The 17,034-nt window shown below is 33.6% G+C and carries 19 protein-coding genes; 16 read left to right on the top strand and 3 right to left on the bottom strand.

Annotated elements, in window-relative coordinates:
- The first annotated feature begins 32 nt into the window (after window positions 1-32).
- The 9 genes from J2Y60_RS01385 (at window position 33) to J2Y60_RS01345 (ending at window position 7,663) form a co-directional block, all read left to right on the top strand.
- Entirely contained in the window at window positions 33-593 is a 561-nt protein-coding gene (locus J2Y60_RS01385; RefSeq protein ID WP_309912484.1) for a hypothetical protein, read from the top strand.
- 95 nt (window positions 594-688) lie between these two features.
- Entirely contained in the window at window positions 689-1,765 is a 1,077-nt protein-coding gene (locus tag J2Y60_RS01380) for a hypothetical protein (RefSeq protein WP_309912486.1), read from the top strand.
- A gap of 1 nt (window position 1,766) precedes the next feature.
- Window positions 1,767-3,188, top strand: a complete 1,422-nt coding sequence (locus J2Y60_RS01375; RefSeq protein ID WP_309912488.1) for a hypothetical protein — start codon at window positions 1,767-1,769, stop codon at window positions 3,186-3,188.
- 196 nt (window positions 3,189-3,384) lie between these two features.
- Window positions 3,385-3,804 carry a GNAT family N-acetyltransferase gene (locus J2Y60_RS01370; protein ID WP_309912490.1) on the top strand — a complete coding sequence of 140 codons (420 nt, stop codon included), beginning with the start codon at window positions 3,385-3,387 and terminating at the stop codon, window positions 3,802-3,804.
- Between the two features lie 39 nt (window positions 3,805-3,843).
- Window positions 3,844-4,695: a DUF5694 domain-containing protein gene (locus J2Y60_RS01365; RefSeq protein ID WP_309912492.1), complete on the top strand. Its 852-nt coding sequence runs from the start codon at window positions 3,844-3,846 to the stop codon at window positions 4,693-4,695.
- Between the two features lie 198 nt (window positions 4,696-4,893).
- Window positions 4,894-5,271 (top strand): PH domain-containing protein, encoded by a 378-nt coding sequence (locus J2Y60_RS01360; protein WP_309912494.1) that lies wholly within the window; start codon window positions 4,894-4,896, stop codon window positions 5,269-5,271.
- Window positions 5,272-5,396: 125 nt separating this feature from the next.
- A complete protein-coding gene (locus J2Y60_RS01355) occupies window positions 5,397-5,939 on the top strand; it encodes a DUF1599 domain-containing protein (protein WP_309912496.1) in 543 nt (180 codons plus the stop codon).
- A gap of 70 nt (window positions 5,940-6,009) precedes the next feature.
- Entirely contained in the window at window positions 6,010-7,110 is a 1,101-nt protein-coding gene (locus tag J2Y60_RS01350) for a BT_3928 family protein (protein ID WP_309912497.1), read from the top strand.
- Window positions 7,111-7,144: 34 nt separating this feature from the next.
- The gene (locus J2Y60_RS01345) at window positions 7,145-7,663 is read left to right on the top strand and encodes a shikimate kinase (RefSeq protein WP_309912499.1); all 519 of its coding nucleotides are present in this window, start codon (window positions 7,145-7,147) and stop codon (window positions 7,661-7,663) included.
- A gap of 88 nt (window positions 7,664-7,751) precedes the next feature.
- Here J2Y60_RS01345 and J2Y60_RS01340 read toward each other — a convergent pair whose 3' ends face one another.
- The 3 genes from J2Y60_RS01340 to aat all read right to left on the bottom strand — a co-directional run bounded on the left by J2Y60_RS01340 (window position 7,752) and on the right by aat (window position 10,789).
- Window positions 7,752-8,183, bottom strand: a complete 432-nt coding sequence (locus J2Y60_RS01340) for a hypothetical protein (protein ID WP_309912501.1) — start codon at window positions 8,181-8,183, stop codon at window positions 7,752-7,754.
- A 796-nt stretch (window positions 8,184-8,979) separates the two neighbouring features.
- Window positions 8,980-10,014: a glutamate 5-kinase gene (gene proB, locus J2Y60_RS01335; RefSeq protein WP_309912503.1), complete on the bottom strand. Its 1,035-nt coding sequence runs from the start codon at window positions 10,012-10,014 to the stop codon at window positions 8,980-8,982.
- Window positions 10,015-10,147: 133 nt separating this feature from the next.
- The gene (aat, locus tag J2Y60_RS01330; protein ID WP_309912505.1) at window positions 10,148-10,789 is read right to left on the bottom strand and encodes a leucyl/phenylalanyl-tRNA--protein transferase; all 642 of its coding nucleotides are present in this window, start codon (window positions 10,787-10,789) and stop codon (window positions 10,148-10,150) included.
- Between the two features lie 645 nt (window positions 10,790-11,434).
- On the opposite strand from aat, the gene J2Y60_RS01325 reads away from it, so the two are divergent.
- The 7 genes from J2Y60_RS01325 to J2Y60_RS01295 all read left to right on the top strand — a co-directional run bounded on the left by J2Y60_RS01325 (window position 11,435) and on the right by J2Y60_RS01295 (window position 16,960).
- The gene (locus J2Y60_RS01325) at window positions 11,435-12,181 is read left to right on the top strand and encodes a GNAT family N-acetyltransferase (protein WP_309912507.1); all 747 of its coding nucleotides are present in this window, start codon (window positions 11,435-11,437) and stop codon (window positions 12,179-12,181) included.
- A gap of 130 nt (window positions 12,182-12,311) precedes the next feature.
- Window positions 12,312-13,508: an argininosuccinate synthase gene (gene argG, locus J2Y60_RS01320; RefSeq protein ID WP_309912509.1), complete on the top strand. Its 1,197-nt coding sequence runs from the start codon at window positions 12,312-12,314 to the stop codon at window positions 13,506-13,508.
- 145 nt (window positions 13,509-13,653) lie between these two features.
- Window positions 13,654-13,872, top strand: a complete 219-nt coding sequence (locus tag J2Y60_RS01315) for a DUF2281 domain-containing protein (protein ID WP_309912511.1) — start codon at window positions 13,654-13,656, stop codon at window positions 13,870-13,872.
- A complete protein-coding gene (locus J2Y60_RS01310; RefSeq protein ID WP_309912513.1) occupies window positions 13,872-14,270 on the top strand; it encodes a type II toxin-antitoxin system VapC family toxin in 399 nt (132 codons plus the stop codon). Before J2Y60_RS01315 ends, J2Y60_RS01310 begins: the two co-directional genes overlap by 1 nt.
- Window positions 14,271-14,307: 37 nt before the next feature.
- The gene (locus J2Y60_RS01305) at window positions 14,308-14,991 is read left to right on the top strand and encodes a hypothetical protein (protein WP_309912515.1); all 684 of its coding nucleotides are present in this window, start codon (window positions 14,308-14,310) and stop codon (window positions 14,989-14,991) included.
- A gap of 1 nt (window position 14,992) precedes the next feature.
- Complete coding sequence (gene argC / locus J2Y60_RS01300) at window positions 14,993-15,952, top strand: N-acetyl-gamma-glutamyl-phosphate reductase (protein ID WP_309912517.1); 960 nt, start codon at window positions 14,993-14,995, stop codon at window positions 15,950-15,952.
- 150 nt (window positions 15,953-16,102) lie between these two features.
- Window positions 16,103-16,960, top strand: a complete 858-nt coding sequence (locus tag J2Y60_RS01295; protein WP_309912519.1) for a hypothetical protein — start codon at window positions 16,103-16,105, stop codon at window positions 16,958-16,960.
- Window positions 16,961-17,034 lie beyond the last annotated feature (74 nt).

The following is a 17,034-nucleotide window of genomic DNA, read 5'->3' as shown; positions in this document are numbered from 1 at the left end:
ACGTTTCTTTACAAACACTAAAACCTAATAATATGCAAACAATTAAACTAACTTTCATAAGCATTTTTGCTTTAATGGTAGGAGTATCATGTACTTCTCAGAAAACAATCATTTCACAAAACCAGCATGAGTCACAAAAGGCCGTTGAAGTGGCAAAAGTAGAACAAATGCCAAGTTCAACGTTGATGATTGAAGCAGCCCATGAAAAGCCAAGTCCTGTGTTATATGCATCAGCATCAGAGGTTATTCACATTGATGAAGCAAACAATGAAACAGCCGTTGAATTAAAAAAAGAAAAAATCAACGCAATGTTAGACAAAGTAGTTTTACAAAAAAATGAAAGTAAGACTATCGCTACTACTCGAAAGGCTAATTTCGTAGAGAAACTTATTATTAAAAAAATAGAGAAGAAAATGAAAAAAAGTGGAGTACAATCTGCTGATTTTCATAGCTGGAATCCAAACTTAAAAATCGGTGTCATTCTTTTAGGCGTTGGTATCGTATTAGCCATCTTTGGGCTAGGCGTCGTAGGTGGTATATCAGCCTTCATTGGGTTGTTATTTGTCATCTTAGGCTTACTTCAAGAGGTATAAGTGGTTCAAATCTGCCATTCTTCATAATTTCTTTGTCGAATAAAATATTTTTTTACAATTTCGGTTTTTATTGAAACCAATTATTCACGACGCTTATGTCTTTTTTCGACAAGTTGAAAAATGTTTTCCGTGGCAATAATCCTACCATTGAAAATACAAATATAGAAATACCCATCACAGAAGAGGTATTATCAAACGATGATACGTTGGTGCAAATAAATAATATTGCACCAACGTTTTCTAGTCCTGTCAATGACCAACCCGACTGGCTTATCAATGAAGATATTCTAAGAGATGAAGGCGTTATCTTTGGGTTGTCGGGTTCTAACCCAGACGAAAAAATCTCCATCATCCGTCACTACTTTTCTCAACAAACAGCCGAAACGGAAAAAGTAATGGCCCAACACCAAGAAGAAATTGGTGAGTTGAATTATTGGATTAATGAAAAGGAAAGTTTAGTTAAAGATATTGAACAGCAAATTCAGTCTCTCAAAAATCAAGAATTTACCGAACAGCATCATCTATTAAGAACAGTAGTTGGGTTAGCACTAGCTATAGGTATTGCGGTAGGTAATTATTTCTTAATTAAAGAATCGTTGCAAGGACAATTCCAAGAAACTACCTTTATTGCTTTAGGAGTATTTGGAGCGGGAATGTTCAACCTTTTCGGGCGTATTTCATTCCTCCACGACGAAAGTAAAGTAAGCACTTGGAAAAGACTATTAGAAGAAATAGGCATGCCTTTGGCAGCATCTTTCTTTGTATTTGCCCAAATTTATGCTACAAAACCTCCCCTTCAAGCATGGGCTTTGTTCGCTTTCATATTCTTTTTATTCATGTTTTCGGGCAAATTGTTCTTAGGAAATTTAACCATTTTCAAGGATGATTTTACCATCTTCCAAAAGCGAAACCAACTTTACAAAGATAAAATCAAGAAAGTAGCCGAGTGGGAAACAGACATTGAGAAACATAAAGCCGAAATCGAAAAATATCGACAAAGGAAACAAGATATTTTGCCTGAACTGACTAAATTAAGCACTATCAATTTGAAATTAAATGCGCAAAGAGATATGCTGATTAAAGTATTTGAAAGTGAATATCATTTGGCTCAGAATTATAAAAATAGGTTGAACAACAATCAAGTGACAACAATTTTAGGAGAAGAAGAATAACATGGAAAATACAGAACAAAATAACAATCGTATGCCCGTAAATACTACGCCTTCGCATACTGAAATGTACGATTTTCAACATGGCTATCATGGAGGACTAGAATCTGTTGATAGAAATACTTATGAAGGTTTTTTGTCTTCACAAGTAAATTTCGAATGGTTAAGCCGTCAGCTTAATGAAAAAAAACAAGAACTTTCTGATTTAGAAAAAGTTACTGAACACATTAAAGCTCGCTATAAAGAAGCTTATGATGCTCTTCAAGAAAGAATGTTAAAGGTAAATCTTGCAGGGAAAAATCGTGACCGTCTTGAAAATCAATTAGCTGAAAATCAAGAAACCTCCTCTACCCTTCTTGAGAAAAGAAAAATCAATTCGCATCAATACTCATTGTTTGCAGGTATTATTTACTTTCTGGCTGGTGTATCGTTTGTGGCAGGGGATTTAATTATTTCACACGAAATCGTGGCTTATGCCCTCAATATTCGTAATAATGTTGAAGCGTGGTCATTTGCTGTTGGTTTAGCCATGTTATCTATCCTTTTGAAACCTGCTTATGAAAGATTGGTCGAGTCGCCTTATACGTCTGCATCTTCTTTAAATTCTAAAAAGGTATACGTTTGGTTCAAAAGTATTACGGTAGTTTTTGCAGTGGTTACTTTGTTTATTTTGGGTTGGTTCAGGTATGAGGCCTATAAAACCGACAAAATGAAAGAGGGCGTTAATAAATCTATCAAACAGTTACAAAATCAAAGCTTTGACCCTCTTAATCCAACGGCTCCATTACCAGTAGCAGTTACTAGACAAATTGATGAAAAGTTAAGAATTTTTGATCAACTGAATGAAAAACTAGTAAACAGTCCTTGGGCTTTGGCTTCTTTTGTGCTTTCGGGTGTATTATTTGCTTTGGCTGGCGCAATTTGTTTAGGTATTGCATTCCCTGTTTTACAATGTTACTGGGCTAAATGGTTACAAATTGACCCTAAGTTAAAACGACTTAAGAAGGAGAAGAAACAATTGATTACTACTTTAGAAGGCGTTGAAAAAGAGTTGGCAGACAATATCACTCAAAAAAATATTTTTGAAAACGATTTGCAATTGCTCCCTTCTTTTGAATCGTTAGAGTTACAAAAGAAAAGTCTTTTAGAAGAAATTAAGGATATTGAAAGAGAAACTCGTTTAGCAGAAACAGATTCAAGGATTGGCGCATATAACGATGGTTTTGGAAAAGGTTCGATGGTAAGGGAAGTAATCAATGCTGATGAAGTAAATCAATTTGTAAGAGATAATTATTTCGATACGGCTACTTTGGCTAGTAAAGCAAAGGCTTCATCGGGTGATAAAGCGATGTTCTCTAAACGTCCAAACCTTCGTCCTCACCAGCAATTACGTAAATTAATTTCTGAAGACTTTCAGGAGGAATAGTTTTTTAATTTGAAAATTTGAGAATTTGAAGATTTGAAAATTAAAGGATTGGGAAATTTGAAGGTTTGAAAATGTAAAGGCTTATTAAATTGATGATTTAAAAAAAAGTTTAGGAACCAAGTCATGATTTACCAATTCACAACTCACTAACTCACAATTTAATCAATCACAAATCACTAACTCACTCAATAAATACATGACTATAAAGACAGCAAATACTGAAGCAGAGGTTCGAAAATGTTGGTATGTAATTAGTTTACTTCGTCCACATCTCACCGAAGACGTATTTGTAGAAACAGTACTCGAAATGCTGAGTGAGGGCTATCAATTAGCTTATATCGAAAAAGATGATGAAGTAGTTTCTGCCATTGGTTTCAGATATTTACAAATGCTTTATAATGGCAAGCAAATCTATATCGACGACCTCACTACTTCAGACAAAGTTCGTGGCGAAGGCTATGGAACGGCTTTATTAGATTACGTAATCGCCCTTGCCAAAGACAGAAATTATGATTGCGTCACGTTAGATTCTGGTCCTACACGCCATACTGCACATCGTTTGTACTTGAACAAAGGTTTTCATATTAGTAGTTATCATTTTATGAAGAAACTATAAAAGTAATAAAACATATATAATATTTGCACATTTCAATAGATGAAAAAACTAAGCCTAATTACACTCGTAACAATTTGTTTTAATACATTAAACCTCTTCGCACAAAAAAGTGAAATCAAACAACCTTCTTCATTTTTCCCAAAAGAAAAGGCACAAGTTTTAGTAGTTGGTACTTTCCATTTTGATTATCCCAATTTAGACGTCAATAAAATAAATGATGGCGATAAAATTGATGTATTGAAGGAACCCAAGAAATCTGAAATTACAGAACTAGTCAATTATATTAAAAAATTTAAGCCCACAAAGATTGCTATTGAAGCCACTCCACAATGGAATGCTACAGAAAAACTCAGACAATATAAGGCAGGAAATTCAAGAAATGAAAGAGACGAACGCTATCAAATAGCGTTGAGGATTGCTAGTGAAATGAAAATGGATACTATTTATGGTATTGATGCTAGTTCTTTTGATGAAGATTTAGTAAAATTAGATTCAGTATATTTTCAAAAGTTATTCAAGGATTTTGATTTCCAAAATGACGATAAGTTCAATGCAATGTATATGAAATGGTTTGATTATGAAGAAAAATTGCCAGTCACGACAAACTTATTGAAATATATCAAACGCATTAATACTAGCGAATCTCATAAATTAGGTTATGGAGCATATCTGGTAGGAGATTTTAAATTAGATAATCAAAGAGGTGCCGATATCTTATCAATATGGTGGTACAATAGAAACTTGAGAATATTCAGAAAACTGCAAGAGATAACCGAAAGTAGTAAAGATAGAATATTAGTAATCTTTGGAAACGGACATGCTGCTGTATTAAGGCAATTACTAGAATCTTCGCCAGAATACAAGTTTATTGAATTTGATAGTTTGAAATAATTGTCAACATTAAAAGCTGAAAAAGTAGAATACGCTATATAAAACTCAATAAGGATAGAGCTAAACATTATAAACACTATCATAAATCGATAAAATTCACGTTATTAATCTCGATTTCACTAACGTATTTCTATTGGTCGATAGAAAAATTACTTTTAGTTTTTTAAACATTATTACAACCAATAAATAAACCTAAACATGGGAATTTTAAATGCATTGATGGGCAATTCATCAGAAGTTTCTGCTGATAAAATCGCTCACGAATTCGAGCCAATTTTGATTGAAGGAGAAGTGATTGTAAAATCATTTAAACTGATTAGAGATATGTTTGTTTTTACTAACAAGCGTTTGATTCTAGTTGACAAACAAGGGCTTACTGGTACTAAGACAGACTTTATGACGATTCCATACCATTCTATTAACTACTTTTCAAAACGCAGTGCTAGCTTACTAGACCTTGATGCCGAGATTTTGATTTGGATAAAAGGTTCGGCACAGCCTATCCAAAGAGAGTTTAGAAAAGGTGAAAATATTAACGATGTTTACAAGGCACTTAGCACTTATGTATTAAAATAAGACGTATATTTTATCATGATAATCCCGCAAAGTTGTAAAGAACTTTGCGGGATTATTTTTGTAAATTACCATTTACCATCGAAAAGCAATAATTTTGTAAGATTAGCACAAATTTAAACCATACAATGAATCAAACTGAAACTCAATACAGAGAGATTATTGCTATTTGCAAAACATTATTTCAACAAAAAAATAAAGATTATGGTACCTCATGGCGAATTTTAAGATTGCCTAGCTTGACCGACCAGATTTTTATCAAAGCTCAAAGAATACGCTCAATCCAAGAAAAAGGAACACAAAAAATCGAGGACGGCATCGAAGGTGAGTTTATCGGAATTATCAACTATTGTATCATTGCTTTGATTCAAAAAGAATTGGGTGATTCTACTAAAATGGAGTTTACAGAACAAGAAATCAGTGATTTGTACGATATTCAAGTAGAAAAAACATTGGCTTTACAAAAAGATAAAAACCATGATTATGGCGAGGCTTGGAGAGATATGCGTGTAAGCTCAATGACGGATTTGATATTGATGAAAATCTTTAGGACAAAACAAATAGAAGATAATCAAGGCGTTACATTGGTATCAGAAGGCGTTGAAGCCAATTATCAAGACATGATGAACTATGCTATTTTTTGTATGATACATCTAAAATTTGAAGTGTAATAAGAGCAGCTTTGGGTTAATTTAGTTTATCAATCACTAATTCACCATTCACTCAATCACAACTATATTCATGAAGTTAATTGCACATTTCTCTAGACTTTTTGTCGGAATAATATTTATTTTTTCTGGTCTGATTAAACTCAATGACCCTGTTGGTACGGAGATTAAATTAGAAGAATATTTTGATGTATTCGCCACAGACTTTCCTTTCATGGCAGGCTTTTGGGAGTTCTGGATTCCTTATGCCTTATATATTTCCGTTTTTTTATGTGCATTAGAATTAGTACTAGGCGTATGCCTATTAGTACAGTATAAACTCAAAACAGCTTCTTGGATATTATTAGCTACGGTTATTTTCTTTGGCTTCCTTACTTTTTATTCTGCCTATTTTAATAAGGTAACAGATTGTGGCTGTTTTGGTGAAACTATCAAGTTGAAACCGTGGACTTCTTTTATCAAAGACATGATTTTGCTGTTTTTTATCTTGATAATCCTGTGGCAACGCAAAATATTTGCTGATAAGAAAACAGGGATTATTGTGGGTATTTCTGTAGTATTTTCATTATTCCTAGGGATTTATGCTGTTAAATTTTTACCTCCTTATGATGGACTTCCTTATGCTATCGGGCAAGATATTCCTAAAAACATGAAGCCTTCTGCTCCTTTACAGTTCAAATATATTTATGAAAAAGGCGGAGAAACCTTGGAACTAGACCAAATGCCAACCGATACTACATATCATTTTAAGGAAATGATTACGCTGAATCAAGACGAGGCTAAAGCTAAAATAACCGACTATAATATTTGGAAAGATGGCGATTCTACTGATTATAAAGCTGAAAGTTTTGTCGGTAAAAAATTGATGGTGGTGATTCCTGTTATTAAAAAAGCAAATACTAATCACGTTAACGAAATTCGTGAATTAGCTAAAAGCTTGGAAGGGTCTGGCATACAAGTTTGGTTAATCAGTGCTTCTAGTGAAGAAGAAGTAAATAATTTCAGACATGAATTTCAGTTAGCCATTCCAAACTATAGTGCTGATACTAAGGTTCTAAAAACCATTGCAAGGGCTAATCCTACACTTTGGTTGTTGAAAGATGGTATCGTTAAAGGGAAGTGGTCGCATAATGCACTGCCCGATAAAAATGAAGTAATAAAATCTTTACAGTAAAATTTGCAAGCACCTTCAGGGAAGGATTTTAAGCATGAAAAATATTTTTTTAATAGGAATGCCCTCTTCAGGAAAGAGTACTCTAGGAAGACATCTTGCTAAAAGACTCGATTTTCAGTTCGTAGATATGGATGAATTAATCGAAAAGCAAGAATTAATGACTATTCCAGAAATATTCAAATACAAAGGAGAAGATTATTTCAGACAGGTTGAAAGCAAAGTATTAAAAGCCATTCAAGCGGAACAAAAACTAGTCATTGCTACGGGTGGAGGAGTTCCGTGCTTTTTTGATAATATGGATTTTATCAAAGCCAATGGTACCAGTATTTTCTTGAATGTTCAGCCAGAAGACTTATTGAAGAGAATCCAGAAGTCGGATGTTAATCATCGCCCATTAATTAATAGAAATACTACAGAGGATACCCTCTTAAAAAGCCTTCAAGAACGCTGTGCTGCGCGTTTACCCTATTATCAACGTGCAGATATACAAATAGATGGGAACATCGATGTAGACCAGCTTCTATGGATTTTGGACGAAATGACACAAAAATAATTTTAGCTACAAAATAAAAGCGATTGAAGGATAACTATCCTCAATCGCTTTTTATTTAAACACTATCCCAATTTATATTAATACTCTTTTAATATGTAAAAGACGAAGGCAAAGACGGATGAATTACATCATAGTCTTGGTCAGGTCTTGGTTTTTTAAACAAAGCTCTGAAAGTGTTAGCCATATAAAAAATATCTTCTACTTTACTTTTAGCTATTCTCATCATGTATTGGTTTACGCCATTACTAATAATGCTATTAAATACATTACGTAATAATACCAATTCCTCTTCGTGCTCACAGAAGTTTTTAACTACATACATTGTAAAGCCACGATCACGTTCGCTAGAGTTGTAGAGTATCAAATTAAAGTCCATTTCTTTGATAAATGAAACTACCTTATTCTTAGAAAAATCATAAAACATATTTTTTGAATCGACTAAAGAATCTAGGATTTCTACTTCATTATTTGTAATATATAGGTTTTCAGTAACCTGCTGAGTTTGCTCTTCTAATATCATGTTTTTAAGTATTTACGCTGTTTATTTATATACTTATTCTTAATTAATAGTTGAATTTTACTATTTCGTACAACATTTACAAGTATTTATACTTATTTTTTTTCAAAGACTAGCACCCTCCTAAAAATCATAAAATTGACATTTCAGCAAAAAAGATGATTCCCAAGAAATGAGGTTTAAAACAAAAATCAATCAAAAAAGTACAATTTTAAAAAAGTGATTATCAGGAATGGTATTTTATAAAAAGGAGGTTCTTTTTTTGAAAAAGATGATGATAGAAATGTATTTTTTGAAAAAAAACACTTTTTATGGTTAAAAACCGTCTTTTTTTAAGCTAAAGAGCTCAGGTTTAATATTTTAAGGTTTTATCAGAAAAAATGTGAGTTTTACAAAAACTAGCTATAAAAATTGACAATTAAGATTTTCGTCTTTTTTTTTTACCCTTTCGTCTCATTATCAAAATTTTGTCGTGAAAGGGACATAATTTTAACCCAGAACAATAGAAATATTATTCCTTGACGATAATAAAAATCATTGTTAAGAATCATTACAATGATTAAGAGAAAAGGGGGTGTTTTTGATTGTCAGTATTCGGCCATTAAAAGTATCAAAATAGATAAAGCCTTTTGATATCTTGAAAATATTCAATTCGACAAGACGCTCAGTACATGAGCATTTTATATATCTTAATTGAGAAGTTTAAAGAGGTTTCATAGCAAAGCCACTCCGATATTCGGGGTGGCTTTCTTTTTGTGGGCATTTATAAGATTATAAGAAGGGAATCTAAACTATCGTCTTATAGAATAACAATATCATCGGCGTTAGCCACTTCAAAATTCTGTGTTTTCAGATTAGCTGTTATTATTTCTGAGGATTCTCTGGCGCGAGCAATAGCAATTACATTTTTCTTTTCGTCTATAATTTCAAATACCTCTCCTTTTTCAAAAACACCTATTACTTTTTTGATACCTACTGCCAACAGACTTTTCCTATTTTCAAGGGCCAAACTTGCTCCCGAATCTACCTGTACTTTACCTGCAATAAGACTTCCAGAAGCTAGCCATTTCTGACGAGCATTTAAACTTACTTTTTGTGATGCAAAGCTAGTTCCGTTTTTATTGACCAACGCCTTTAGGATTCCATCTTCTGGCTTCATCCCAAAAATCACCACTTTAGTACCCATACTAGTTGCCAAACGAGTATAGGTTAGTTTTGAAATCATACCTCCTAAGCCCAAAGAAGATTTATCATCATTGGCTAAGCCTAACACCGAAGCATCTACTTTGGCGATGTATGGAATAATATTTTTTTCGGCATCTAGCAATCCTCCTACTGACGTACAAAGCAATAAAGTATCAGCCCCAAAACCCGTAGCGATTAAAGTTGCTAATTCATCGTTATCAGAAAACTTTAATTCTAAATTACTGACAACATCATTTTCATTGGCAATCGGGATTATGCCATTTTTCCAAAGTTCCTGATAGGTCTCTTTTAATTGAAGAAATTGATTCCTATGGGCAAAGTGATGTCTTTCGCACAAACTTTGCGCTACCGTAATACCATACTTTGAAAAATATTGGGTGTATTTTGCTAACAATAGCGGATTCCCAATGGCCGCAGCAGCTTTACGCTCGGCAATGGTTCCTTTATAATTTCCTATAAAACTTTTGCCTGCTCCTACTGCTCCAGAAGAAACCATAACAATCTGATATTCATGATGTAAGATAGAAACTTGGCGAGCTATTTCTTGCAAGATTTCCTCGTTCAATTCTCCAGACTTATGTGTAATTGAAGCCGTTCCGAATTTGATAACAATAATTGGTTTGGACATTTTAAATGTAAGCGGAAATCGCTTATGCTAAATGAGTAATTTATAAACTGAGGTAATACAACCACAAAATTACAACATTCTGAATCTTTAACAATTTAGGTAATAAATTATAGCCAAAAAAATATCTTTACTTTTATGACTTGAATAAATGTTTCAAATCTACATTAGCAAAATCGCAATGCTTCTCTAACGCTTTTTTTAGCGACTTCACATAATCAGCTCTTGAAATTTCAATTGCTCCGAAGCGTCTAACATTATCATTGATAAACTGGGTATCCAGCAAAATAAATCCTTGTGTTTTTAGAATTTCAATTAAATAATGAAACGCTATTTTCGAACCCTCAGGCTCTTTATAAAACATTGATTCTCCAAAGAAAACTCCTCCAATGGAAACGCCATACAACCCTCCTACGACACGGTTATCAATATACGTTTCTACAGAATGTGCCAATCCCATTTTATTTAAATCGCTGTATGCTTCAATAATTTCTTCCGAAATCCACGTCTCATCATCCCCTTTTCTAGGCATAGCACAATTGCGCATTACTCCTTCAAAATCAGCATTGATTCTAATTTCAAAATGTTTTTTATTCAGTATAGGTTTTAGTGACTTTGGTGGTTTATAGGTATCAATAGGAATAATTGCTCGGGGGTCTGGTGAATACCAATATAAAGTACCATCGGTATCTGCCATCGGGAAAATCCCGTTCATATACCCATAAATCAAATCATCGGCAGTTAGTTTACTCGTATTTATTTTGGGAGAAATAGACATTTTCCTTATTCTTTCTCTTTGTTAACGTTTATAGAATTATTTCTATTTAGTAAAAACTTAAACTCAAAAGTTAGTGTTATATTACTATCAAACTAATAACGCAATTTGCTATATGATATTTCATGTTATGTGATATCACTATTGATAATCAATTTTAATTAAATAAACTCAATAATCCAAATATAGATGATTATTTACACTCATGCTGATTCATAAAATAAAAGTAGATATCATCAGTAAAAATGTGAGCATCACCCCTTATAAAAAGCACTAAAAAGCGATATTTTGGCTTTTTTCTATTAAGTTTATATAAAATTGAAAAAATATATTGCATCTTAAATTTAGTTTTGGTAAACTTTGCACGATTATTCGTTTTTACTCACTTTCAACTCGGATAACCCATCAACCAAAATGGTTTACGAAGTAAAATTCATATCATATTCGTATTCTCCTATGCCTATTTTTAGGCGTACGTTCTTCCGTAGGGTCTGATCCCTAACGTATTTCTATTTACCCATGTGGTAGAGTTTTTCGACATCCCATTTGTTTTTTTTAATCGATAATTCTTAGGCTTTCATTTCTGAGCCGAGGTTTATTATCACCTTGTTTTTCTAACTAAAAACAATTTCCAAGCTAAGTCTTAAAGTGGAAAAATTATCAGCTTCTGAGGTTTTAACTAACAATTATACTGTTCAGGTTGCTACAACTGAACACTTGCATCTTGCTGAGGCAATTTGCCATGAAATGGAAGAATCTGCAAAAGCTCGCGGTACGGGCATTGCAAAACGTTCTCCAGAATACCTTCGTGACAAAATCAAAGAAGGCAAAGCCATCGTTGCCACCGATTCGGAAGGCGATTTTATTGGTTTTTGTTATGTTGAAACGTGGGAACATGGAAAATTTGTAGCTAATTCTGGATTAATCGTAAAACCAGAATGGAGAAAATATGGCATAGCAAAAGCCGTAAAAGCAAGAGCTTTTGAGCTTTCAAGAACACGTTATCCTGATGCAAAAATCATAGGTATTACTACTTCGTTGGCAGTAATGAAAATAAACTCTGAATTGGGTTACGAACCAACTACTTTTAGTGAATTACCTGTGAACGATGCTTTCTGGAAAGGCTGTCAGTCGTGTGTAAATTACGACGTATTGAGCCGTACAGACCGTAAGCATTGCTTATGTACAGGAATGATTTTCGACCCTGAATGGGAGCGTAAAAAAGCTTTAAAAGAACAAGAAGAGAACCAGTCTAATACAGAAGTTTCTGAAGAAAATACACATGAAAAATGGAATTTCTTGAAAGACGTAAAAGTATTAGAACGCCTAAAAAACATTAAAGAAAAAATGTTTTTGAAAATGGCTGAGAGAAGAGCATCAAGACAAGTGATGTAGTCAAAATTGTTAATGCGTGATATATATCACAACAAATTATATGTTTTCATAGGCCTAGCCTTTTCCCATTATAAATTTTATAAATTTAACTATTAGCATATCGCCTACAGCGTATTGCTTAGAGCAAAAAATGAGTAAACCAAAAGTAATTCTAGCATTTAGTGGAGGGCTTGATACCTCTTTTTGTGTAAAATATTTAGCTGACGATTGTGGTTATGAAGTACATTCAGCCCTTGTTGATACAGGTGGTTTTACCGCTGAGGAGCTAAAGGACATTGAAGCAAAAGCTTATGGATTGGGCGTAACAAGCCACGTAACATTAGATGTAGTTGAAAAATATTACAATGATTGTATCCGCTATATGGTATATGGTAATGTATTGAAAAACAATACTTATCCCCTTTCAGTATCGGCAGAAAGAGTATTCCAAGCGACTGCCGTAGCGGAATATGCGAATAAAATCGGTGCAAAAGCGATTGCTCATGGAAGTACTGGTGCAGGAAACGACCAAGTGCGTTTTGATGTGGTTTTTCAAATCATGGTGCCAGAATGTAAGGTAATTACGCCAATCCGTGATATGAAATTATCGCGTGAAGCGGAAATTGAATATTTAAAAGAAAAAGGCGTTGTTCGCGACTGGACAAAATCTACTTATTCAATCAACAAAGGACTTTGGGGAACATCAGTAGGTGGTAAAGAAACCCTTACTTCTTATGGATATTTACCAGAATCTGCTTGGCCAACACAAGTAACGGCAACGGGTGAAGAAACAGTAAAGTTACATTTCGAAAAAGGACAATTAGTGGGTATTAATGATGAAACATTAACCCCTGTTCAAGCAATTCGTAAATTGACAGATATTGCTGCTCCTTATGGTGTAGGTCGTGATATCCACGTGGGTGATACAATTATTGGTATTAAAGGAAGAGTTGGCTTTGAAGCTGCTGCCCCTTTATTAATCATCAAAGCACACCATTTGTTAGAAAAACATACGTTAACGAAGCAACAATTATACTGGAAACAAACTTTAGGAGAAACTTACGGAACGATGCTTCACGAAGGGCAATTCTTAGAGCCAGTAATGCGTAATTTCGAGACTTTCTTAGCAGATACTCAATCGAATGTTTCTGGAACAGTACAGATTCATTTAGCTCCATATCGTTATCAATTATTAGGTATTGAATCTAAGTTCGATTTAATGTCTTCTATTTTCGGTTCGTATGGCGAAATGAACAATACTTGGACTGGTGATGATGTTAGAGGGTTCTCTAAAATCGTTTCTAACCAAACAATGATTCATAGAAAAGTTACAGAAGCGGGATTGTAAGAGTTGCGAGTGATGAGTTATGAGTTTATTAAAATATTGTTGCACAATACTTTTTTACATAAGCTACTTATAAGAGAATCAATTTATTTCGCTTACTTAATGTACTTCGTTTAGTATTTTCATTAAACCTAAATCAAGGAACAATATGCTCACAACCATCAAAGGAACTTATGAAAATGGGCAAATTACTTTAGCTGAAAAGCCCATTTCAAACCAGAAAGTGAACGTAATCGTTACATTTTTGGACGAGGAGACCATTAAAAAAAATCCAAATAAAAACCGAAAAGCAGGAGGACTTAGCGGTAAAGTATGGATGTCTGAAGATTTCAATGAACCTCTCGAAGATTTAAAAGATTATATGTAATGCAACTCTTATTAGATACTCATACATTGATTTGGTTTTTAGAAGACAACCCTCTGCTGAAAACCAAATCAAAACAACTGATTGAGGACGAAACTAATGATATCTATGTTAGTACTATTAGTTTTTATGAAATGAGTATTAAACTTTCAATTGGAAAACTTGTGCTTCCAGATACCTTGGAATTTACCATTGATAAAACGATTGAAAAAGATATCAAAATTATTGACTTAAATCGACATCACTCCATTCAATATCAGAGCATTCCTCTTCTTCCAGAGCATAGAGACCCTTTTGACAGAATGTTAATAGCTGTTGCTGTTCATGAAGATTTAGTGATTGTATCAGCCGATGAAAAATTCAAAAACTACACCTCGATAATTAATCTTATCGAAGCATAGAAAGTAACTAAAATAGTTCTAAAAATAAAGTATTACAATGACTAGCCATCTACATAAGCATCTTTCTTTTATTATTTTACTAATTATTACGAAGACTGCTTTCTCTCAAGAGATTAGCCTTGATTCATTAGCGAAGCATCATAAAAAAATTGCTATTTTGCCTGTTAAGGTTTTGTATGTGTATAGAACCCTCCCCGAAGGCTTAAAAATTGGAGATGTTAGGAATAAAGAGTATGAAGATGGCTTTTTACTACAGAAGAAATTAAACGACTATTTAAAATTAAAAAAAGAGTTTGTTGCTGTTGAAATACAATCATTTGACGAAACAAATAGTCTTTTAGCTGAAAACGAAATTACACTACAAGATATAAAAGATTTACCTGCTGATTTTATTTGCAAAGTATTGGAAGTTGACGGGATAATTGAGTCTGAAGTTAGACTAATTGCATTTTTAACCAATGAGGAAAAACTTGGTAATGACATGTTATCTGTTGCGACTATCATTGGTGCGGCACTAGTACCAAATGCCATTATAATCAGGAATAAAAATAAAGTTGATAACACTATATTTTCTAACATGAAGGTTTCAGATGGAAATACTGGAGAAATAATTGGAAAGTTTCCTCTATATACTGAAGTAGGAATATTTAATTCCTCAGAAAAAGTAATTGATAGTATATTATGGATAAACTTCAAAAATACTCCTTACTATAAAAAATAACATGATAAAAGTAGGCATAATAGGTGGTGCGGGATATACAGGAGGAGAATTGTTAAGAATCCTGATTCATCACCCAGCAGTAGAAATCGTTTTTGTTAATTCAAAATCACAAGCAGGTAAGCCTGTTTATAGTACCCATACTGATTTATTAGGAGACACTGATTTACTCTTTTCAGACGACCTTCATACAGATATAGATGTGGCTTTTCTTTGCTCAGGACACGGAGAATCCAAAAAGTTCTTGGAAGCAAACCCTTCTTTTAAGAATATTAACATTGTTGATTTAAGCACAGACTATCGTGACCAGTCTGAAGGCTTTGTGTATGGATTAGCGGAGTTACAAAGAGAAAAAATCAAGACGGCTAAACATATCGCCAATCCGGGCTGTTTTGCTACTTCAATCGAGTTGGCTTTGCTACCTTTAGCTGCTGCTGGCATTTTGACGGATGATATTCATATTTCTGCCGTAACGGGTTCAACAGGGGCAGGACAAAGTCTTTCTACTACGAGTCATTTTTCTTGGAGAAGCAATAACATTTCTATTTACAAAGCTTTTACCCATCAACATTTACAAGAAATAGGGATGGTAGTAAATACTTTGCAAAATGGCTTTGACCAAAATTTTAACTTTATTCCTTACCGTGGAAACTTTACGCGTGGGATCATGGCGAATGTTTACACAAGCTTTGATGGGACTTTGGAAGATGCTAAGAAACTATACAAGAAATATTACGAAGCCCATCCTTTTACACACATTAGTGATAAACCTGTGGACGTAAAACAAGTGGTAAATACGAATAAATGCCTTATTTCATTGGAAGTGCACAATGGAAATTTATTGATTTCAAGTGTTATCGATAACTTAACAAAAGGTGCTTCTGGGCAAGCCGTTCAAAACATGAATTTGATGTTTGGCTTAGATGAAAGAACTGGATTAGGCTTAAAATCTGTTGGGTTTTAATAGTGAAAATAACATATTATCCGCTGATTTACAACCTCCTACATCTTGAACTTAATTAGTATGCTTCTCGTTAATCTTACTAGTTGATCATTTTCCTGATAATTATATTATTGTCCAAGAACCTTTACTTTAATTAATAAAAAACTTAAAATGTATAAACTTTTTACTGCTTTTTTAGCCACTATATTATTTATATTCTCAAGTTCAGCGCAAGACAAAAAACCATATAGCCGTAAAGGTGAGTATTTTTTCTTCTGGGGATATAATCGTTCGGAATATGCTAATTCCGACATACGATTTAAAGGAATTGGCTATGACTTTACGTTGTACAATGCTACAGCTAAAGACTTACCAATTGCCTTTAGTCCGGGTGTTTATTTTGATATTACTAAGTTATCAATTCCTCAATATAATATCCGTTATGGTTATTTTTTTAGTGACCACTGGAGTATTTCAATCGGCTCAGACCACATGAAATATGTAATGGATGATAATCAAACCTTGGAAGTATCAGGGCATATTTCAGCACAGGTATCAGACCCTGCCATTGTTGTAAACCCTGAATATGTCGGAGATTTCAATCATACCCCTAAATTGGTTCGACCAGAAGATTTTTTACATTACGAACATACGGATGGCTTTAATTATTTGCATGTAGAACTTGACCGCTACGACCGAATCTGGAAAGCAAAAAATAATATTCAAGGCGTAGATTGGTTAGTGGGTGTGGGTGCTGGAACGCTTATTCCAAGAACAGATTCACATTTGTTTAGTATTGGCCGAAACAACCACTTTAATTTTGCTGGTTATGGTGTTTCATTGAAAACTGGATTACGCTTTGATTTATCACGAAGGTTTTTCCTCCAGACAGACGTCAAAGGAGGCTTCACAAGACTTAATCACGTTCATACCACTGGAAGAGATTCTGATTCAGCCCAACAAAGCATTTGGTTTGGTGAATTTTATGGTGCTTTAGGCTATAAATTTGGTAAGAATAGGGTGAAATAATGGCTAATAGCTTTAAGCATCGAGCAAAAGTATTAGCATAAATAGATATTTTATTTTTAAACAATAAAAGGCTT

The sequence above is a fragment of the Arcicella sp. BE140 genome (genome assembly GCF_031456255.1).
GTDB classification, from domain to species: Bacteria; Bacteroidota; Bacteroidia; order Cytophagales; family Spirosomataceae; genus Arcicella; species Arcicella aquatica.
This window is presented reverse-complemented; position numbering and strand designations above follow the sequence as displayed.